This window comes from Nocardioides sp. P5_E3 (genome assembly GCF_054049275.1).
The window spans coordinates 24,739-44,205 of the sequence record NZ_JBFUMR010000004.1; the positions used below are offsets into that span (position 1 = coordinate 24,739).

Sequence of the window (19,467 nt, forward strand, 5' to 3'; positions counted from 1 at the left end):
GCCGGGAGTCATCCCGGCGGGCCCTCGTGCATGTCGTACGACGATCAGTGGTCGCGAAGCGGCACGTCGTCGGTGTCGCGCAGGCGGTGGTCGTCGAACTGGTGACCGTCGACCGGGTGGTCGAGGCCCGCCTGGAGCTCGGCCTCGTGCTCGGCGTGGTGGTGCGCCTCCTCGAGCTCGGTCCGGGTGGGTTTCTGCACGTTGTGGCTGTACATCCACGACGAGAGCCTGGCCCGCAGCTTCTCCGAGCGCGAGTTGGGTGCGGCCACGCCGGAGGCGTCGGTGTCGCTCCCGACCGTGTAGACCTCGTCGCGGTCGCGCGCGGTGAGGGTGTAGGCGGACGTCTCGTTGATCGGCAGGTGCCGCTCGGCGTACTGCCCCTCCGGGGAGCGGGTGATGATGCCCGTCTCGTAGCCGTGCAGCAGCTTCTCGTTGTCGTGACGCTGCAGCGAGATGCACCAGCGGCGGGTGATCCAGAACGCCAGGAGCGGACCGAGGAAGATCGCGACCCGCATGAAGTAGGTGATCTGGTTGATGCTGAGGTGCAGCTTGATGGCGATGATGTCGTTGCCGCCCGCGGCCCAGGCGAGGCCGTAGAAGGTCATCAGGGACACCATGACCGCCGTGCGCGTCGGCGCGTTGCGCGGACGCTGGAGCAGGTGGTGGTCCCGCTTGTCGCCGGTGATCCAGCCTTCGATGAACGGCAGGAGCATCAGGATGACCAGCATCATCGGGGGCACGATGAGGATCGGCAGCATCACGTTCCACGAGATCGTGTAGCCGAAGATCACCGACTCCCAGCCGGTCGGGATGATGCGCAGGAGGCCGTCGGGCCAGCCCATGTACCAGTCGGGCTGCGAGCCGGCCGTCACCTTGGTCGGGTCGTAGGGGCCGAACTTCCACACCGGGTTGATCGACAGCAGGCCGCCCATGATGGCGATGACACCGAAGACCATGAAGAAGAAGCCACCGGCCTTGGCGGCGTACACCGGGAGCATCGGGAAGCCGACGACGTTCTGCTCGGTGCGGCCGGGGCCGGGCCACTGCGTGTGCTTGTGGTAGACGAGCAGCAGCATGTGGGCCGCGATCAGGGCGAGCAGGATGCCCGGGATCAGCAGCACGTGGATGATGTAGAGGCGCGGGATGATCGACTCGCCGGGGAACTCGCCGCCGAAGAGCAGGAACGACATGTAGCTGCCGGCGACCGGGGTCGCCTTGAGGAAGCCGTCAGCCGCCCGGACGCCGGTGCCCGAGAGCAGGTCGTCGGGGAGCGAGTAGCCGGTGAAGCCCTCGAGCGTGCCGAGGAGCAGCAGGAGGCAGCCGATGACCCAGTTGAGCTCGCGCGGCTTGCGGTAGGCGCCGGTGAAGGCGACACGGAGCAGGTGGACCATCATCGAGGCGATGAAGATCGCGGCCGCCCAGTGGTGCATCTGGCGCATCAGCAGGCCGCCGCGCACGTCGAAGGAGATGTGCAGGGTCGAGGCCATCGACTCCGACATCCCGACGCCGCGCAGCTGGTCGTAGGAGCCCTCGTAGGTGATGTGACCCATGGAGGGGTTGAACCACAGGGTCAGGAAGACACCCGTGAGCAGCAGGACCACGAAGCTCCACAGGGCGATCTCGCCCAGCATGAACGACCAGTGGTCGGGGAAGACCTTGCGCAGGTTCTTCTTCATCGCCGTGGCCAGACCCAGGCGGTCGTCGGCCCAGGAGGCCAGCGAGCCGGCAGGGCCGGGCTTCGATGCGGTTGCGGCGTCCGTGCGATTGCTCGTCGCGACCTTGCTGGTGTCGACGCTCACAGCTTCTCACGCTCCCAAAAGCTAGCCCCGATGGGCTCGTTGAAGTCGCTCTGAGCGACCAGGTAGCCCTCGTCATCCACCGCGATGGGCAGCTGGGGGAGGGGGCGGGCAGCCGGACCGAAGATGACCTTCGCGTGGTCCGCGAGGTCGAAGGTCGACTGGTGGCACGGGCACAGCACGTGGTGGGTGGTGCGCTCGTAGAGGGAGATCGGGCAACCCACGTGGGTGCAGATCTTCGAGTAGGAGATGATCCCGTCGACGGTCCACTTCTCGCGGCCCGGGAGCGGGATGATGTCGTCGGGGTCCATCCGGACGATGATGATGGCGCCCTTGGCCTTCTCGGCCTGCTCCTCCGCGCCGTGCAGCTCGGGGTAGCCGTTCTCCTCGGTCGGGAACATCGCCTCGGGGGCGGCGTTGATCAGGTCGCCCATCTCGATCTCGCTGGCGAGGATGGGCGTGCCGACGACGTCACGCACCAGGCGCATGCCCGGCTCCCAGATGGTCTGCCCGAGCTTGTCGACGTCGAGCGCGTTGCCGGGGGCCAGGTCGCGCAGCAGCACGATCGTGGGCAGGCCGAGCACGCCGATGGCGCCGAGCATGGTGTTGCGCACCAGCGGGCGGCGGCCGATGCCGGCCTCCGCGAGCCCGTCGTTGAGGGCCTGGACGGTGAGGTCGCGGTCCTCCTGCGGCGACGCGGCCGGGTGGCGCATCTCGACCATCTCGTGGTCGGCCATCAGCTTGCGGGCCAGGTGGATGATGCCGGTGCCGATGAGCAGCAGGCTGAGGCCGAGGGTGAGACCCAGGGTGATCGTCGACGCGCCGAGGCCGGCGAAGGTGTCCCAGTTGTCGCCGACCTCGAAGGAGAAGTAGGCGACCACGAAGAGGACGGCGAAGAGCATCGCGGCGATGAACATGGCCGCGATCTGGCGCTCGGCGCGCTTCTCGGCCTTGGGGTCGACGTCGGTGGGACGCCAGGTGTGGGCCGGCAGCCCCGGGTCGGAGATCGGCTCGGCGTCGCGGTGCGTGGGCACGTGCGTCGCGTAGGGCACGGGAGTGCCGTCAGGCGCGTTGACTGGGTGCTCCGGGGTCGAGGAGTTGTCGTTGCTCACGCGTTCACCTTGCTCTTCTTGCTGCGGGTCGTGTGCGAGGCGATCCAGACCGCTGCGCCCACCAGACCGCCGATGCCGATGACCCAGGCGAACAGACCCTCGGAGACCGGGCCCAGCCCGCCCAGGGTGAAGCCGGCGTACTCGGGGGTCTCCTCGAGGCTACCGAGGTAGGCAATGACGTCCCGCTTCTCCTCGGGGGAGAGGTTGCCGTTGCTGAAGTTGGGCATCTGCTGGGGGCCGGTGAGCATCGCCTCGAAGATGTACTTCGGCTCGACGCCGTGGAGCGTGGGGGCGTAGCCGCCACGGGGCATCGCGCCGCCGGCGCCGTTGAAGTTGTGGCACGCGGTGCAGTTGGTGAGGAAGATCTGGCCGCCGCGGGAGATCGCCTCCTGGCGCTCCTCCTCCGACAGGTCGTCGACCGAGTAGTCGGCCTCGTTGGGGATGGCCGGGCCGGGGCCCAGCGATGCGACGTAGGCGGCGAGCGCGGCGACCTCTTCGTCGTTGAACGCGACCTGCTTGCGCGGCGCCTGCTGGCCGGGGCTCGCCATCGGCATGCGGCCGGTGCCGACCTGGAAGTCGACGGCAGCGGCGCCCACGCCCACGAGCGACGGGCCGAGCTGGTAGCCGTCGCGGACGGTGGGCACGCCCTCGCCGTTCTGGCCGTGGCAGAACGAGCAGCTGGCGATGAAGAGCTCCTTGCCCTTCGCGACCTGCTCGGTCTCGCTCGCCTGCGAGTCAGCCTGGGCGGGGGAGAAGACCGCGTAGAGGGAGCCGCTGATCAACAGTCCCAGCAGCAGCACGGCGAGACCCGCAAGCGGTCCCCGACGGTGCCGGGAGAGGCGTCCAGCGGTTCGGTTGAGCAAACGCACGATGAGTCCTTGCCGGTTGCGACGGTGTTGGCTGTCTGGGCGGTGCTTACTGGATGACGTAGATCGTGAAGAACAGGCCGATCCAGACCACGTCGACGAAGTGCCAGTAGTAGGACACGACGATCGCGGTGACGGCTTGCTCGTGGGTGAAGCGTCGGGCCAGGTAGGTGCGGCCCAGGACGAACAGGAAGGCGATCAGTCCGCCGGCCACGTGGATGCCGTGGAAGCCGGTGGTCAGGTAGAACATCGAGCCGTAGGCGGAGCTCGGGATGGTCACGCCGTGCTCGATCAGCTCGGCGTACTCCAGGGCCTGGCCGCCGATGAACACGGCGCCCATGACGTAGGTGAGGATGAACCACTCGCGCAGGCCCCACTTGGCGAAGTTGAGCAGGCCCCCGGTGCGCCCGACCTGGCCGCGCTCGGCGGCGAAGACGCCCCACTGGCAGGCGAAGGACGACGCGACCAGGATCGCGGTGTTGGCGGTGGAGAAGGGGACGTTGAGCTTGGCGGTCTCCTGCGCCCACAGCTCGGGGCTCACCGCCCGGATGGTGAAGTAGGACGCGAACAGCGCCGCGAAGAACATCAGCTCGCTCGAGAGCCAGATGATCGTGCCCACGCTGACCATGCTGGGTCGGTCGTGGTGCCCGTGCAGACGGGAGGCCGGAATCGTCGCAGTTGCTGTCGCCACGGAGCCATTATGGCCGTTGGTGGGGACGAGGGGCACCCCGACCCCCTGTGTTGTCCCGTCATAAAGTTCACAGCGTGCACAACGCCCTCCTCGCCCTCTCCGCGGACGCCGCCGAGGTCCTCCCGAGATTCACGCCCGGACGCGTGCTCACGGACTGGGGGATCGACCCGATCCCCTTCGTGGTCACCGTCTGGGCGGTCGGGCTCTACAGCCTCGGGGTGGCCGTCCTGCACCGCCGCGGCGACCGCTGGCCCATCGGCCGGACGCTGTCGTTCGTGGTGCTGGGGATGGGCTCGTTCGCCTTTGCCACCATGTCGGGGCTGGGCATCTACGACACGACGCTGCTGAGCGTCCACATGGTCCAGCACATGGTGCTGTCGATGGTCGTGCCGCTCGCCCTGGCGCTCGGCGCGCCGGTCACGCTCGCCCTCCGGACGCTGCCGGCGACGCCGCGGCGGTGGCTGTTGGTGGTGCTCCACTCCCGGGTGGCGAAGGTGCTGTCCTTCCCGCCCCTGGCCTTCGCCCTCTACGTCGCCTCCCCGTGGGCGCTCTACTTCAGCCCCTGGTACGACGCCAGCCTGGGCTCCTCGTTCGTCCACCAGATGATGCACATCCACCTGGTGGTGGTCGGGACGCTGTTCTTCTGGCCCCTGGTGGGCGTCGACCCGGTGCCCGGCCGGGTGAGCCCCCCGTTCCGCGTGCTCCTCACGCTCATGACGCTCCCCTTCCACGCGTTCCTGGGCGTCACGATCATGGGCCAGACGACGCTCATCGGCGAGGAGCACTACCTCGAGCTGCGGGAGGGACCGATGGGCGTCTGGCTGCCGCCAATGCTCGAGGACCAGCACCTGGCCGGCGGGATCCTCTGGGCCAGCGGCGACCTCATCGGCGTGCTGTTCTTCGGGGTCATCTTCATCCAGTGGGTGCGCTCGTCGATGAAGGAAGCTGCCCGGGAGGACCGGCGACTGGACCTTGCGGAGCGGCGTACGCGGCCGCCCGGTGCTGTGACGCATGCCTCGGCACGCGGCGCCGATGACGACGGTTACGATGCCTCTCGTGACTGATGCCGCCCCCGACCGTGCCCTGAAGGTCCTCGTCTACAGCGACGACGTGAACACCCGCCAGCAGGTCATCCTCGCGCTTGGCCGCCGTCCGCATCCCGACCTCCCCGAGCTCGAGTACGTCGAGGTGGCCACGGAGCCGGTCGTCCTTCAGAACATGGACCGCGGCGACATCGCCCTCGCCATCCTCGACGGCGAGGCGGTCCCCGCCGGCGGCATGGGCATCGCCAAGCAGCTCAAGGACGAGATCTACCAGTGCCCGCCCGTCGTGGTGCTGACCGGCCGGCCGCAGGACGCCTGGCTCGCGACCTGGTCGCGCGCCGAGGCTGCCGTCCCACACCCCATCGACCCGATCCAGCTCGCCGAGGCCGTCATCGGCCTGCTCCGACCGTCGGTGCCGGCCACCTCCTGACACCCCTCGGGCGCGGGACGGCCGCGGCACTAGCCTGATCCCCATGTCCCACACCTGGCCCGACGTCCTCTCCACGCTGGTCGCCGGTGACGACCTGACGACCGAGCAGGCGCGATGGGCCATGGACGAGGTCTTCGCGGGCGCCGCGACACCCGTCCAGCTGACCGGACTCGTCGTGGCGCTGCGTGCCAAGGGCGAGACGGTGGACGAGGTCACGGGCATCGCCGACGCGATGCTCGCCGCGGCCAACCCGATCTCGGTGCCCGGCCGACTGCTCGACGTCGTCGGAACGGGCGGCGACCGGTCCATGTCGGTCAACATCTCCACGATGTCCGCGATCGTCGCCGCGGGCGCCGGCGCGCGCGTCGTCAAGCACGGCAACCGCTCGGCGTCCTCGAAGTCCGGGTCCGCCGACGTGCTCGAGGCGCTCGGCATCCGGCTGGACCTGCCGCCGGCGCGCGTCGCCGAGGTAGCCGACGAGGCCGGCATCACGTTCTGCTTCTCCGCCGCGTTCCACCCTGCGATGCGCCACGCGGCCGTGCCGCGGCGTGAGCTCGGCATCGCCACGACGTTCAACATCCTCGGTCCGCTCACCAACCCCGCGCGGCCGCAGGCGCAGGCCATCGGTTGCGCCGACATCCGGATGGCCCCGGTGATGGCCGGCGTGCTCGCGGGTCGCGGCGTCGACGCCTGGGTCTTCCGCGGCGACGACGGCCTCGACGAGCTCACGACCACCACCACCTCGACCCTCTGGCGCGTCCACGAGGGCGAGGTCACCGAGTCGTCGCTCGACCCGGCGTCCCTCGGCATCGCCCGGGCGACCACCGAGGACCTGCGTGGCGGCGACGCCGCGCACAACGCCGACGTCGTACGACGTCTCCTGGCGGGGGAGCAGGGCCCGGTCCGGGACGCCGTGCTGCTCAACGCGGGCGCCGCCCTGGCCGTCTACGACTCGCCGGACTCCGATGTCGACTCCTCGCTCGCCGCCGGGGTGTCGAAGGCGGCGGACGCGATCGACTCCGGTGCGGCGAAGGCCGCGCTCGAGCGGTGGGTGGCGGCGACCTCGGCCTAGGCCTGGCTCAGAAGAAGCGGGCGTCCTTGCTGACCACGCGGTCGCGCGGGCTGAAGACGACCTGGACCATTCCCCGACCGGTGCACGTCCCGTAGTAGCGCAACTCATTGGGGGTGCCGAGGCCGGTGACGACGCCCTCGATGTCGAAGATCCGGTGCGCCCTGGTCATCGTCATTCCCTTGACCACACGGTTGAACTCGTGGCGTGACACGCAGCCAGGGGTGTCGGCCTGGGCGGGGTTGCCTCCCACACTCACCAGCGCGGCGAGGCACATCAGGGCGATCGTGCGCACGGCTAGCTCCTTCGATCGGATATGGCCGCCAATCTAGTGGCGGGCAGCGCTCCGTGAAGGGGAACGACAAAAGGTGCGTCAGGCGATCTCGAGGACGTACGAGTCGCCCTCGCGCCGGAAGCCGAGCCGGTCGTAGTAGGCGCCGACCATGCCGGGCGGCGTCACCACGAGCCGGATCCCACGGTCGGCGAGCAGTCCGCTCTTGCGCCACACGAACTCGCCGGGGGAGAAGTCGCGGTACCGGGGCGTGACGTAGTCGAGCAGCACGTCCGCCGTCTCCCCGGTCTCGCGCAGGAGCACGACCCCCACGGTCTCGTCGCCCTTCTGCACGAGGAACGCGTCCTGGTCGTCAGAGGGGTCGTGGACGAACGTCGGGTTGAACTTCAGGATGTCCGCTCCGTGCACGCGGAGGGTGTGGCGCAGGTACTCGTCGGCGGGGCCGACCTCGAGCACCTCGAAGGCGGTCTCGTCGTGACGGTCACGCAGGAGCCGGACGATGAACCAGGCGTTGATGGCGACGAGCACGGTGTTCATGCCGACCATCGGCCAGACCTCGAGCGCGGCGTTGAACACGATCAGGATCACGCACGCGATCGCGTTGAGCACGCGCAGCCGGAGGACGCTCGCCTGCAACAGGGAGTAGACGAGCAGGGCGCTCCCGCCCCACCCTAGGACGTCGAGCCAGTGGTCGGCGAGCCAGGTCACGGCGAGGAAACTATCCCCCGCCGCGACTTCCCGCCGGATCGTCCTTTGGTGAAGACGATTAGTCGGATCACCTTGGCGTGCGAGGACGCGGTCGAGGCATTGCCGACGTATACGAGCTTGATCTTGTGTCGGCCGGCCTTGAGCTTCTTGCTCGACAGCTTCACCGTCATGACGCCCTTGCGGAAGGGGTCGACTGTGAAGGTCTTGAGCGTCTTTATGCCGTCCTGGATCTTCACGGTGCCCGATGGCGCCGCCACTCCCTGGACGGCGACGGTGACGCCGACCTTGACGGTCTTGCCCTTCTTGATCCGGGTGGCGGAAAGGGTGGACGTCGTCGTTGACACGAGCTTGGCCACCGAGACCGATGGCGTCGTCGAGGAGCCGTCGGTAAAGCCGAGCTTGGACGCGAGCACCGTGACGGCGACGTCCTTCCCGGCGTCTTCGGGGGTGAGCGTGTAGAAGCTGCTCGTCGCTCCCGGGATGGGGGTCCCGGTCCTGAGCCACTGGTACTTGAGGGTCGGACCCGGCTGGCTCCACGTCCCGCCGCTCGCGATGAGCGTGGAGCCGGGCACCGGCTCCCCGTTCAAGCTGGGCGGGACCATGGGCTGGAGCGCCCCGCCCGCCGTGGTCCCGATGATGTTGCTCACGCTCGTGGCGTCGTCGAAGCCGGAGCGCTTGGCGGTAACGCGGAGCGAGATGCCGGCGCCGAAGTCCGTCGCCGTGAGCACGTACGACGCTTCGTTGGCGCCATAGATCGGTGTCCCGCCGCGCAGCCACTGGTAGGTCATCGTGGCATCCGAGGGGTCCCACAGCGGTGCGGTGCTGGTCACCGTCGCACCGACACCGGTGCCCGAGGGTGCCTGGATCTCGACCGGTCGCACCACCTTGATCCCCGCGTCGACGGTGAAGGTCGAGCGCGCGACGCCGATGATCTTGCGGTCGTTGTCGAGGGCCGTCACCTCCCATGTGTAGAGACCGGTCGGTGCGGACGAGGGCACGGCGTACGACGTCGCCACGGTCTCCACCTGCGCGAGGCTACGGCCGGTCGATGAGACAACGCTCATCTGGTAGCTCGCCGCACCGAGGGTTGGCTCCCACGACATCGTCGGAGCGTTGGCGGGCTGGCTTGCCCCGGGCGCCGGCAGGAGCAGGGCCGGCACCCTGGAACGCACGAAGAAGCGCCCGGTCGTCCACGGGCCTGCGTTGTCGGTGGCGTCCCGGCGCCGCACGCGCCAGCGGTATGCCGACGAGGAGGGAGTCAGCGGCGCTTCGGTGACGTAGGCGTTGGTCTTGACCCGAGTGGCGCTGATGACACGGTTGCCCGAGGAAAAGTTGGAGTCGTCGCCGCGGTAGACCTCGACGTCGTACGACCCGAGGAACGCCTGCGCCTTCCAGCGCAGCGGAGCCGTCCCGTCGACGGTGCCGTCCGCGGCAGGAGACACGATCTCGACCGGGGTGCTGGACTTGTCGATCGCCACCGCCTTGGACCACGTGAGTCCGTTGTTGTCGGAGTCAATCGCCTGCACCCGCCAGTAGAGCTCGCCCTCGGGGTAGATCCGGTCGAAGGCGGTGTAGGTGGCCTGGTCCACGATCTGCTGGTCTACGAACGGCGCCTGGAAGGCGGTGTCGGTGTCGATCTGGATGCGGTACTGCATGGCGCTCTGCGTGCTCTTTTCACCGGTCGACGGCCATGTCGTGGCTTGGTTGGTGAGGTGATAGTCGCGCCAGGAGAAGTTGAGCTCGCTCATCGAGCGGTCGCCGCTCTGCAGCTGGTCCACGGCGGGGGACGTCTTGACGAAAGCGTTCGTGGCCAACCCGGAGGTCGACACCGGCGAGGGTCCACACTCACCCACAGTGCGGCACGGACGAATGAACCAGTAGAGCGGGCGGTCACCCTCGACGTCGGGATAGGTGTGGGCGTCGTTGTCGAGCGTAGGCGCATACATCGTGTTGCTCGTCGCCGGAATCGAGCTGGTCGGCTCGAGGAGGTTCGTGAACGACCGGTCCCGGCTGACGTAGACCATGTATAAGTTGGCCCCCGGCACCGGGTCCCAGGAGAGGACCGGTGTGGTGGGGACGCCCTCGCACCGTGGCCCGTTGACGCCGTCGGTCAGGTGGGCGGTGCAGCCGCCGCCTGCCACGAGGATCGAGCCGTCGATGGCGAGCGACTGACCGGTGACGGTATTGATGTCGGACACGGAGAACGTCGTCAACGGACCCTGTGCGATCGGGGTGTTGCTCGCGTCATAGGCCATGACGATCCAGTGGTAGTCCCCCGGACGCAGGTAGCGCGGATTGGTCTCGGCGAAGGCCGGGTAGTCCAGGTTGTTGTAGGAGTAGTCGGCGAAGGTCGGCTCGTAGAAGACGGGCTGGCCGTCCTCGGTGTACTGCCCCGCCGCACCGATGTAGATGCGGTAGTGGTCGGCCGTCGTGAGCGGGACCCACGTCAGGTTGGGGGCGCTTGGCGTCTCGGGGTCGGTGGCGCGCCCGGACAAGGGCGTCAGCGGCGTGCCCGCGACGGCCGGGGTCGAGCCGGACACGACGAACGAGTTGGGATAGATGATCGACGTCTGGCCGTCCACCGTCGTCCCGCGGATGGTCCACGTGTAGGACCCCTCGGCGAGGCGGCGGCTCGGGGTGAACGACGTGGCGGCCGTGGTCACGCTGAAGCTCGTGCTGGGGCCCGTGATCTGCAGCGTGTAGGTGTCGGCGCCGCGCATGGGGTTCCACGACATCGTCGGCACGTCGACAGTAGCTCCGGCCGTGGGTTGCATCCCGGTGATGTTCAGCGGTCGGTAGGTGAAGGACCGGGTGGGTGAGTACTGGCCCTGGACGCCCGGGTTGTCACCCGGCTTGCTGTAGGGCCGGTCCAACGGGCGGACCCGCCAGTACGTCGTCTGGTTGACGGCCGGGCGACAGGCCTCGTTGCTCCTGATGCTGGTGTACTGCGCCGACGGGTTGATCGCGAACTCGAACGGCACGTAGGTGGTGCCAGCGATGCGACAGATCTTGAAAGTGCCGTTTGAAAAGTTTTCGTTGCTGCCCATCTGGAGCTCGTACTCGGACGCGTGCGGGACCGGGTCCCACTGGAGGTAGAGCGGCGCGCCCACGATGGAGCCGCTGGCCGGGTGCCGAAGCGCCGGGGCGTCGGGGTAGGTGCGCGTGAACACCGAGCGTGCGGCGCTCCACGGAGTTGACTGCTCGTTGACGTCAATGGAGCGGACCCGCCAGAAGTACTGCGCGTTGTCATAGGTCACCACGGGGGAGTAGTTGGTTCCCTGGATGCCCGTGCGGCTCTCGATGATGTTGGTGAAGTCGTTGTTGCGTGCGACCTGCACCTCGTAGTACTTGGCCCCGACCACGGGGTTCCAGTCCAGGACCACGTCCTGGACCTCGACGTTGCCTTGGGGGCCGACCATCGCGGGGTCCGCGAGGGGAAGCACGTCGAAGCGGCGCTCGTCGCTGGATGCGGACGAGATGCCGTTGCCGAGGTCGGCTGCCACCTTCCAGTACCAGTCGCCGGCGGTCAGCACGTTGGGCACGACGAGGGAGGACGAGCGCGTGCGCAACTCGGTTGCTCCGACGAAGTCGTCGTCGGCATCGATGGTCACCGTGTAGGCCACGGCGCCCGAGACGGGCTCCCACGCCAGCAGCGGCGGGTCGTCGGGCTGCTGAAGGGGGGCGCCGCCAGCGGGGGACAGCAACTGCGGACCGGCCACGTTCCCCGGCGACAGCTGCGCCTGGGCCCAGCCCGAGGTCTCGTTGGTGGCGCCGATGGCCCGGACGGTCCAAGTCTGTACCGAGTTGGGCAGCGTCTTGATAGGGACGTAGGAGGTGTTGACGGTGCGGACGGACTCCGAGCCGACTACGACGTCGTACGCCGCTGCTCCGGACACCTTGTCCCACATCAAGGTGACGGTCGTGTTGTTGCCCCGGCTGGCCTTGAGGTTGCCGGGGGTATCGGGAGGCGTAGCTGAGGCGACTCCGGCCAGGCCCACTGTGAGCAGAGCGGCGACGAGACCTGCGATGAGACCAGCGTAGGCAACGGAGCCGAGGCGCCAGCCTCCGCGCCGAGAGTGACCGTGCGACATCCCGACAACTTCCCCTCGTGTGTAAGTGACGGCTCACGCTAGGTCGGGTCAGACGAGGGCCGCTGCCGAAACATCCGTGTCTGGTCACAAATGACTAGGCAGTCCGACTGATCGGTCGCCGGCCGCAGCAGGCTGCGTGGGTGGGGAACGGGGCACACGTGGCGCTACGGTGACCACATGATCACCGCCATCGTGTTCGTGAAGGCCGACGTTGCGCGCATCCCCGAGGTGGCCGAAGCCATCGCGTCGCTTGACGGAGTCAGCGAGGTCTACTCGGTGACCGGCCAGATCGACCTCATCGCGCTCGTCCGGGTACGTGAGCACGAGGACGTCGCGTCGGTCGTGGCTGACCGGCTGAACAAGGTCGAGGGCGTGACGGAGACGGAGACGCACATCGCGTTCCGGACGTACTCGCAGCACGACCTCGAGTCGGCCTTCAGCATCGGGCTCGACTGAGCGCTCCTGGGCTCGGGACGACCCGTCCTAGACTCAGGGAAAAGGTTGCAGCGTCGGTGCCTCGTCGATCGTGAAGATCTTGGTCACCCAGTAGTACTGGCCCACCAGGCCGGCCAGCGCGAAGAGGCACGGGACCAGCCACTGCATCATCGCGTCGGCGCGGCTGGTGGTGCTCGAGCGCGGTTCGAGCAGGGGCACCAGGGGAAAGACCGCGATAAGCACGTAGCGCAGGATGCCGGCACTGGGCTTGGTCGCGGCCAGTATGTAGACCATGTAGACGGGTGCCCACCAGCGCCACGCCGCGGGGAGGAGGCGCGTGGGCCTTCTGATCGCGCTGTAGAGGACCAGGGCAAGCACAGGGAACACGAAGGCGCCTACGGCCAGTGTGTGCATGGCGGCCAGCGTCAGCCAGTTGACCGCAGGTCCGCCGAGGGACTTGTTGACCGGCCACGCAGCCATGGTCTCCGTGAACGCCGTCGGGTTGCGGGTGGCGACGGCTGCGATCGCCGGCCAGATCCCCACCATGGCGAAGCAGGCGGCGGCAGACGCCGCGGCGACCCACCGCTCGCGGACCGGGAACTCCTCGTCGTCGCGGTTGCGCCACCGAATGAGCCACACGACTGAGCAGAGCAGCGCAAGGGGCAGCGACACCGGGCGCGTGACCGACAGGAGGGCCGCCCAGACGAGCAGCCACCCGTAAGAGCGGTGCGAGAGCGCGCGCAGGGCCAGTACGACGAGGAGCAGGGACATCGACTCGGTGTACGCGACCTGCAGCACAGGGGCCGAGGGGAAGCAGCACAGGGCCAGAGTCAACGTCACCGCCGCGTATTCATCCATTCGGTCACGGACGAGTGCGTAGAGGAGGACCACGGCGGCTGCGGCGCACGCCAGGCTCACGATCGTGGCTGCGAGTGGGAAGTCGATCCTGAGCACCGCCATGAAGAACCTGACGACGAACGGGTACCCGGCCGAGAACGCCCACTCGTTGGGCACGACGTCTCCGTCGACCTGCGGCAGGACCGATGGATAGCCCTGCTCCGCGATGCCGCGATACCACTGGCCGTCCCAGTTCGAGACGACGCCGAGGTATCCCGGCGACGATGGTGTCGGGGTCGTGACGTGGTAGCCGGCGGTGCCGGCGCCGATGGCAGCCTGTCGACCTGCCCCGATCGCCAGCATGACACCGGAGACCAGTCGCGACACCACGAAGATCAGCAGAGGCGTGAGGACCCAGCGGCGCTCAAGGAGGCGATTGGAGGGCATGACTCGCTTTCGCGCGCGTTGCGATCGTGGTGAAGACGAGCCGCGATCGTACGGGGCAGCCCCGCGTCACACCGCCGTAACGCGAAGATCGTGCTGTGTCGTTCAGCGGATGGGCCGGTGCACCGGCGACGGCAGGCGCTGCTCGTCGAACGGCACCAGCGAGAGACGGGACTGGTTGGCGGCGTCGTAGACCGCGAGGTGGCGTGCCGCGCCGCCGAGGGGACAGACCCACTCGCCGTCGACGTCGACGAGGCGCACGCCCGGTGACTCCAGCCAGCGCAGGATCTTCTCCGACTCCTCCGCGGTTGCGGCCGGCACCGGACCGGGCGCCCCGCTGACGGTCTCCGCGCTCGCGGTGAGCTCGCGGACGTACTGGTGGGCGTCGGCACCCGGCGGGATCACACCGGCCGCGGCGAGGCGTCCGTGGCGCACGACGTGCACCGACCAGCGGCCGCTGTCCTCCCGCCGGGCGGCGACGATCTCCTGGCAGCCGGTGAGCGCCGACAGCCGCTGGGTGCGGGCGGCGGCGCGGACGAAGGTGGCCAGACGGTCTCGGTGGATGCCGGCCTCCTCGAAGCGCTCGCGATCGGCCAGTGCGGTCATGCGCTGGTTGATGGCCTCGACGACCTCGTGGGGGCTGCGCAGCAGCGTGTCGCGCAGTTGACGGACGATCGCTGCGTAGGTCGAGGCGTCGGTGGAGCCGTCGCAGGGAGACAGGCACCGTCCCATCTCGGCGAGGACGCAGGCCGACCGGGAGGGCGCCAGGGGAAGCCGTCCGCTGCACTGCCGGACGGGGAAGGTCTCGTGGAGGGCGGCCAGGCACTTCTCGGCCGTCTTCTTCGAGGAGAACGGACCGAGGTAGTCCGCGTCGTCGTCGAGCACCTTGCGCACGAGGGAGAGACGCGGCCAGGCCTCGCGGGTGAGCTTGAGGAAGTGCACCTTCTCGGGGAAGCGGGAACGGCGGTTGTACTTCGGCTTGTGCTCAGCGATCAGCCGCAGCTCCCGCACCTCGGCCTCGAGCGGCGTCGCGCACTCGATGCCCGTCACGGACTCCGCGAGGCCGACCATCTCGCCCATCCGGGTCCGGGTCTCCGAGGACGTGAAGTAGGTGCGCACGCGGGTGCGGAGGTCCTTGGAGGTCCCGACGTAGAGGACGCGCGCCCGGTCGTCGCGGAAGAGGTAGACGCCGGGGGAGTGGGGCAGGCCCTCGGCGAGGTGGCGCTTGCGGCGCTGGGCGGTGCTGACCCGGGCCGAGAACGTCTGGAGCTCCTCGAGGGTGTGGACGCCGAGGCCGCCGAGCCGTTCCATCAGGCCGTGCAGGACGTCCACCGTGGCCCGGGCGTCCGAGAGCGCACGGTGGTTGGGCGTCGTGGTCGAGCTGAACACCTTGGCCAGCGACGACAGCTTGCAGTTGGGGGCTTCGTCGCGGGTGATCACGCGCCGTGCGAGCTTGGCCGTGTCGAGCACCTCGAACTTCGGCCACGGGCGTCCCTGCTCGCGCGCGAAGTGCTGGAGGAACCCGACGTCGAACGGCGCGTTGTGCGCGACGAGGACGCACCCCGCCGCGAAGTCCAGGAACGCGGGCAACGCGGTCTCGATCGGTGGGGCGTCGCGGACCATGGAGTTGCTGATGCCGGTCAGCACCGCGATGAACGCCGGGATCTCCGTGTGGGGGTCGACCAGCGTCTGGAACTCACCGAGCACCTCGCCGCCCCGGACCTTCACCGCGCCGATCTCCGTGATCATCGATCCGGCCGCAGCGGAACCGCCCGTCGTCTCGAGGTCGACCACACAGAAGGTCAGGTCCCGCAGCGGCCGCCCCAGCTCGTCGAAGCTGCGCTGCGCCTCCCAGCGGGACCTCTCCCGCGTCGGACGGTGGGCGGTGGTGCTCATGTCCGACGACGCTAGACGTGGGATCCGACATCGGGGCCGCGGCGCGCGGACTACGCTGACCGCGCCCGCCCACCAGTGGCGGCGGCCCGACGACCGAGGAGACCTCCGTGCCCGAGCAGACCAGCGACCTCCGCGTTCCCGGCGACGGCGAGCGGTGGCGTTGTGCCGGCTGCGGCAACCTCACCCGCTTCGACGTCACCCGCACCCGTCGTACGACGGAGTACTGGCACTTCGACCTCGCGGGCGAGCACCAGGTCGAGGAGGAGACGGTGCGCTCCGAGGCGGTCGAGTCGGTCTCCTGCCGCTGGTGCGGACGCAACGACGCCATCGAGGTCGTGGATCGCGCCTCGGCGGACACGTCCGCCGACCCGGCCGCCGGATGACGGGACGTCGGTGACCGACCCAGCGGCCCTCCCGGAGCGGCTGCGCCTGCGGGTGGTCGCACTGGTCTCGGCGGTCCTGCCGTCGGTCGCACCGATGCCGCCGTCCCTCCGCAAGGTCGCCGGCTTCGCGCCGGCACGCCGTGCCCGGCTCGGCGGCTCGGCGATCTGGGCCGCCCTCGACGACGCCGCGTTCCGCGAGCACGCGGCGGTGCAGGTCGCGGTCGTGCCGGCCTCCGCGGACGACCCGGTCGACGCCGCCGCTCGCGCCTGGCTGGCCAGGGACGAGGGCTGGGAGGCCGTCGTCGCGGAGGTCGCCGGCTCCCTGGGCGAGCACGAGGAGCGCGACGAGCAGGCCAACGCCGAGCACGCCCGCCTGACCGCGCAGGTGGCAGCGCTGCAGGCCGAGCTCGGTGCCGTACGCGCGGAGCACCGCGGGGAGCTCGAGCGTGCGAAGGCCGACCACAAGGTGCTGCGCCAGAGGCTGGGCGAGGCGCGCGGTGTGCTGCGTGCCGCCGAGCAGTCGAGGGACGAGGCCCACGCCGCGCGGGACGAGGCCCTGGCTGCGGCGGCGGCTGCGACCCGCACCGCCGAGGCAGACGTACGACGACTGCGCGCCCAGCTGGAGGAGGCCGAGGCCGGCCTCGCCGCCAGCCGACGCGAGACGCGGTCCGAGCGCGACGCCGCCAGCATCCGGGCGCGGCTCCTGCTCGACGCGGTCGTCGACGCCGCGACGGGACTGCGGCGCGAGCTCGCCCTCCCCGCTGTCAGTGGTGCTCCCGGCGACGCCGTGGAGGCCGCCCTGGCAGGTGTCGAGGCAGCGCCCTCCTCCAGCGCACCGGCCACACCCGCGCTGCTCGAGCAGACCCTCGCGCTGCCGCGGGCCCGACTCGTGATCGACGGATACAACGTCACCAAGCAACGCTGGCCCAGCGCGAGCCTCGAGGCGCAGCGCAGCCGACTGGTCGCTGCACTGGGGCCGCTGGTGGCGAGGACGGGGGCGGAGACGACCGTGGTGTTCGACGCAGCGGAGTCCACGGTGCGCACGGCGATGCCGGCGCCCCGCGGCGTCCGCGTGGTGTTCAGCCCGGAGGGCGTCATCGCCGACGACGTGATCCGTCAGCTGGTGGCTGCCGAGCCACGGGGGAGAGTGGTCGTCGTGGTGACCGGAGACCAAGCAGTCGCGCGCGACGTGGCACGTGACGGAGCGAGAACCGTTCCCGTGGCGGCGCTGATCGGCGTGATCGCCGGCTACTAGCGCGACACGCCGGCGCGCGACACGCCGCGGAGGCGTTGTCGGTGGCCCCTGTCACCGTTCGGGACATGACGACACGGATCGATTGCGACACCTGCGTGGTGCGTGGGCTGCACTGCCACGACTGCGTGGTGACGGTGCTCCTCGGCCCACCACCCGAGCTGACCATCGACGACGACGAGATGGCCGCGCTCGACGTGCTGGCCTCAGGTGGCCTGGTGCCGCCTCTACGGCTCGTGGAGCCGGTGAACGGTCCGGTCATCGAGTCGGCCTGACGGTATCGCTCAGAGCGCGGGGAACCACCGCGACTGGCACCGCGACGGGCGTTGTGTGTCGACGGCGCGGAAGGCGAGCAGCTTCCTGACCACGAGCGGCATGCGGATGCCGTCGCTGCCGTCCAGCGTGCGCTCGCCGTCACCGTCCCGCACCACGACTGTGGCGTCCGGGTGCCGTTCGAGGTAGTCGAGGAGGTTGAGCTCCGGGACGAGGTAGCCCTCGGTCGCGTACAGCGCGAGCCCCTCGTCCTCCGAGCCGACGACCTCGACGAGGTCGTCCTGGACGTGGCTCAGGTGCAGCGTCCTCGGGACGATCAGATGGTTGCTCTGCCCGGCGACCGTGACGAGGTTGGCGTACATGTTGAAGCTCGTGCTCGTCTTCACCTCCAGGTACGGCGTGAGCGCGTTGCCGACGACGAGGGCCACAAGCAAGACGGCGGCGACGCCGGGCAACCGCATCGGACGAGGAGCTGGGCCCAGCCCATGCCCAGTTGTGCGCACGATCAGCCACGTGGCGAGCGGCACCCACACCAAGAATGGGATCAGCTTGAGCACCACCGCAGTCACCAGCGTCGGGGGCAGCAAAGACGACACCACGAGGACGGGAGCGAGGCCGAGGGCCGCCGTCCGGGCTCGCGACGGTCGGGTGGCGCGAGCCTCCAGGTCCGACGTGGTCGCGTCCGGCAGGAACAGGCAGAGCAGCACGATCAGGACGGAGGTGAAGTCGTAGAAGTGTTGGTCGAGGTCGATCGAGATGAGCGTGTGGAAGACCATCGCGAGCAGAACGCCGACGCGCCGGGTCTTGGTGAAGGCCAGCAGCACGGGCACTGACAGCTCGGCCAGCACGGGACCGGCGATGGTGAATGGAGCGAGGGGTCCGTCGCTCACGAAGGTCGGTAGCCCGAACGAGCTGAGGGACTGGTTGGCGTAGAAGACTCCGCACGACACCGCGGGATCGAGGAAGCCGCTGTTGAGCTTGGCGAACGCGGCGAAGCCGTAGAAGCCGAGCAGGATCCACCGGCCGGTGACGGCGAGCCAAGCCCAGGGATCGGGCCGGGTGAGGGCCACGAGCACCGCCAACGCTACGAATCCCATGAGTAGCCAGTGGTTGCCCGTCATCGGCAGCTCCAGCCACAACGACACGACTGTCAGTGCGGCGGTTGCCCCGAGCAGCCTCGCGGCGGGACGGACGAGCAGCACGAGCGCGGATGCCCCGAGCAGTGCCGAGACGATCGTCAGCGACGGCGTCCCGCCGTACAGGTCGCCGCGCCAGCCCACCGGGTTTCCGATGAGGTGAGCGATGACGGCCAGCGCGTACGTGCGCGCGAACCACCGCATGGGAGCGACCATCCGGTCGGTGCCCTCGGCGGTTAGCAGGGGTTGTGTCATAGCTCCAGACCTGTCGGACGTGCGGGCACCGTATCGCCGCGCTGGAGAGCTGTGCAGGCGATTCGGCGACTAGCGCCCGGCGGTCGGTGCGACACGGCTGGGGCAAATCGCGAGATCTTGTGCCGAAGATTGGCGACGGCTCCTCGAGCGGTTTAGGGTGTGGGCTGACGTCCGTGGCAGTGGGTCACCAGGCCCGCGCGGACGTCGCGCCGAGTCGTGGACCACACCCCCGCATCATCCGTGGTCGACGAGCCGGGGAACCACACTTCCCCCTGGGGTGAATCGCCTGTGAGGCGTGCTGCGCGAGCGGCACGAGGAGCAGGAGTAGGCCAGTCGTGCCGAACCCGTCAGCTCACCTGGTAGGCGTACGACACCCCGAGGAGTTCCCCCGCTCGTGGCTCACACCCGCAAGCGAGTTGGCGCGACCGTTCTTGGTCTCACCGCGATCGCTGCCATCG

The 19,467-nt window shown here is 69.3% G+C and carries 17 protein-coding genes and 1 riboswitch; of the genes, 7 read left to right on the forward strand and 10 right to left on the reverse strand.

Annotated features, from left to right (window positions below; translation table 11 throughout):
• Positions 1–44: 44 nt before the first annotated feature.
• The 4 genes from qcrB to ctaE are packed head-to-tail and all read right to left on the reverse strand — an operon-like array spanning position 45 to position 4,402.
• Positions 45–1,799 carry a cytochrome bc1 complex cytochrome b subunit gene (qcrB, locus tag ACXJKB_RS03130; RefSeq protein WP_457185325.1) on the reverse strand — a complete coding sequence of 585 codons (1,755 nt, stop codon included), beginning with the start codon at positions 1,797–1,799 and terminating at the stop codon, positions 45–47.
• A complete protein-coding gene (qcrA, locus tag ACXJKB_RS03135) occupies positions 1,796–2,908 on the reverse strand; it encodes a cytochrome bc1 complex Rieske iron-sulfur subunit (RefSeq protein WP_457185327.1) in 1,113 nt (370 codons plus the stop codon). Before qcrA ends, qcrB begins: the two co-directional genes overlap by 4 nt.
• The gene (qcrC, locus tag ACXJKB_RS03140; protein WP_457185329.1) at positions 2,905–3,777 is read right to left on the reverse strand and encodes a cytochrome bc1 complex diheme cytochrome c subunit; all 873 of its coding nucleotides are present in this window, start codon (positions 3,775–3,777) and stop codon (positions 2,905–2,907) included. Before qcrC ends, qcrA begins: the two co-directional genes overlap by 4 nt.
• A 46-nt stretch (positions 3,778–3,823) precedes the next feature.
• Positions 3,824–4,402: an aa3-type cytochrome oxidase subunit III gene (ctaE, locus tag ACXJKB_RS03145; protein ID WP_457185614.1), complete on the reverse strand. Its 579-nt coding sequence runs from the start codon at positions 4,400–4,402 to the stop codon at positions 3,824–3,826.
• A gap of 137 nt (positions 4,403–4,539) precedes the next feature.
• On the opposite strand from ctaE, the gene ACXJKB_RS03150 reads away from it, so the two are divergent.
• The 3 genes from ACXJKB_RS03150 to trpD are packed head-to-tail and all read left to right on the forward strand — an operon-like array spanning position 4,540 to position 7,010.
• Entirely contained in the window at positions 4,540–5,529 is a 990-nt protein-coding gene (locus ACXJKB_RS03150; protein ID WP_457185331.1) for a cytochrome c oxidase assembly protein, read from the forward strand.
• Positions 5,522–5,938 carry an Rv3143 family two-component system response regulator gene (locus ACXJKB_RS03155; RefSeq protein ID WP_457185333.1) on the forward strand — a complete coding sequence of 139 codons (417 nt, stop codon included), beginning with the start codon at positions 5,522–5,524 and terminating at the stop codon, positions 5,936–5,938. The genes ACXJKB_RS03150 and ACXJKB_RS03155 overlap by 8 nt, the downstream gene beginning before the upstream one ends.
• A gap of 43 nt (positions 5,939–5,981) precedes the next feature.
• Positions 5,982–7,010 (forward strand): anthranilate phosphoribosyltransferase, encoded by a 1,029-nt coding sequence (gene trpD, locus ACXJKB_RS03160; protein ID WP_457185335.1) that lies wholly within the window; start codon positions 5,982–5,984, stop codon positions 7,008–7,010.
• A 7-nt stretch (positions 7,011–7,017) separates the two neighbouring features.
• On the opposite strand, the gene ACXJKB_RS03165 is transcribed toward trpD, so the two are convergent.
• The 3 genes from ACXJKB_RS03165 to ACXJKB_RS03175 form a co-directional block, all read right to left on the reverse strand.
• Positions 7,018–7,302 carry a hypothetical protein gene (locus ACXJKB_RS03165; protein WP_457185337.1) on the reverse strand — a complete coding sequence of 95 codons (285 nt, stop codon included), beginning with the start codon at positions 7,300–7,302 and terminating at the stop codon, positions 7,018–7,020.
• 78 nt (positions 7,303–7,380) lie between these two features.
• Positions 7,381–8,007, reverse strand: a complete 627-nt coding sequence (locus tag ACXJKB_RS03170; RefSeq protein ID WP_457185339.1) for a hypothetical protein — start codon at positions 8,005–8,007, stop codon at positions 7,381–7,383.
• Complete coding sequence (locus ACXJKB_RS03175; RefSeq protein WP_457185341.1) at positions 8,004–11,915, reverse strand: Ig-like domain repeat protein; 3,912 nt, start codon at positions 11,913–11,915, stop codon at positions 8,004–8,006. The genes ACXJKB_RS03170 and ACXJKB_RS03175 overlap by 4 nt, the downstream gene beginning before the upstream one ends.
• A gap of 360 nt (positions 11,916–12,275) precedes the next feature.
• On the opposite strand from ACXJKB_RS03175, the gene ACXJKB_RS03180 reads away from it, so the two are divergent.
• Positions 12,276–12,554 (forward strand): Lrp/AsnC family transcriptional regulator, encoded by a 279-nt coding sequence (locus ACXJKB_RS03180; protein WP_129428558.1) that lies wholly within the window; start codon positions 12,276–12,278, stop codon positions 12,552–12,554.
• A gap of 33 nt (positions 12,555–12,587) precedes the next feature.
• On the opposite strand, the gene ACXJKB_RS03185 is transcribed toward ACXJKB_RS03180, so the two are convergent.
• Positions 12,588–13,817: a hypothetical protein gene (locus ACXJKB_RS03185; protein ID WP_457185343.1), complete on the reverse strand. Its 1,230-nt coding sequence runs from the start codon at positions 13,815–13,817 to the stop codon at positions 12,588–12,590.
• A 102-nt stretch (positions 13,818–13,919) separates the two neighbouring features.
• Positions 13,920–15,710 carry a DEDD exonuclease domain-containing protein gene (locus tag ACXJKB_RS03190; RefSeq protein ID WP_457185345.1) on the reverse strand — a complete coding sequence of 597 codons (1,791 nt, stop codon included), beginning with the start codon at positions 15,708–15,710 and terminating at the stop codon, positions 13,920–13,922.
• A gap of 107 nt (positions 15,711–15,817) precedes the next feature.
• Here ACXJKB_RS03190 and ACXJKB_RS03195 point away from each other — a divergent pair, with 107 nt between their 5' ends.
• From ACXJKB_RS03195 to ACXJKB_RS03205, 3 genes are all read left to right on the forward strand, one after another.
• The gene (locus ACXJKB_RS03195; protein WP_457185347.1) at positions 15,818–16,093 is read left to right on the forward strand and encodes a hypothetical protein; all 276 of its coding nucleotides are present in this window, start codon (positions 15,818–15,820) and stop codon (positions 16,091–16,093) included.
• 10 nt (positions 16,094–16,103) lie between these two features.
• Positions 16,104–17,348, forward strand: a complete 1,245-nt coding sequence (locus ACXJKB_RS03200; protein ID WP_457185349.1) for an NYN domain-containing protein — start codon at positions 16,104–16,106, stop codon at positions 17,346–17,348.
• Between the two features lie 65 nt (positions 17,349–17,413).
• Entirely contained in the window at positions 17,414–17,620 is a 207-nt protein-coding gene (locus ACXJKB_RS03205) for a hypothetical protein (RefSeq protein ID WP_300045510.1), read from the forward strand.
• 9 nt (positions 17,621–17,629) lie between these two features.
• Here ACXJKB_RS03205 and ACXJKB_RS03210 read toward each other — a convergent pair whose 3' ends face one another.
• The gene (locus ACXJKB_RS03210) at positions 17,630–18,958 is read right to left on the reverse strand and encodes a hypothetical protein (RefSeq protein ID WP_457185351.1); all 1,329 of its coding nucleotides are present in this window, start codon (positions 18,956–18,958) and stop codon (positions 17,630–17,632) included.
• A gap of 268 nt (positions 18,959–19,226) precedes the next feature.
• A riboswitch (cyclic di-AMP (ydaO/yuaA leader) is annotated at positions 19,227–19,390 on the forward strand.
• Positions 19,391–19,467 lie beyond the last annotated feature (77 nt).

Coding starts and splice junctions, on each gene's coding strand:
- ctaE (WP_457185614.1), bottom strand. CDS start 4,402: ATGGTCAGCGTGGGCACGATCATCTGGCTCTCGAGCGAGCTGATGTTC.
- trpD (WP_457185335.1), top strand. CDS start 5,982: ATGTCCCACACCTGGCCCGACGTCCTCTCCACGCTGGTCGCCGGTGAC.
- ACXJKB_RS03175 (WP_457185341.1), bottom strand. CDS start 11,915: ATGTGGGACAAGGTGTCCGGAGCAGCGGCGTACGACGTCGTAGTCGGC.
- ACXJKB_RS03180 (WP_129428558.1), top strand. CDS start 12,276: ATGATCACCGCCATCGTGTTCGTGAAGGCCGACGTTGCGCGCATCCCC.
- ACXJKB_RS03185 (WP_457185343.1), bottom strand. CDS start 13,817: ATGCCCTCCAATCGCCTCCTTGAGCGCCGCTGGGTCCTCACGCCTCTG.
- ACXJKB_RS03190 (WP_457185345.1), bottom strand. CDS start 15,710: ATGAGCACCACCGCCCACCGTCCGACGCGGGAGAGGTCCCGCTGGGAG.
- ACXJKB_RS03205 (WP_300045510.1), top strand. CDS start 17,414: ATGACGACACGGATCGATTGCGACACCTGCGTGGTGCGTGGGCTGCAC.
- ACXJKB_RS03210 (WP_457185351.1), bottom strand. CDS start 18,958: ATGCGGTGGTTCGCGCGCACGTACGCGCTGGCCGTCATCGCTCACCTC.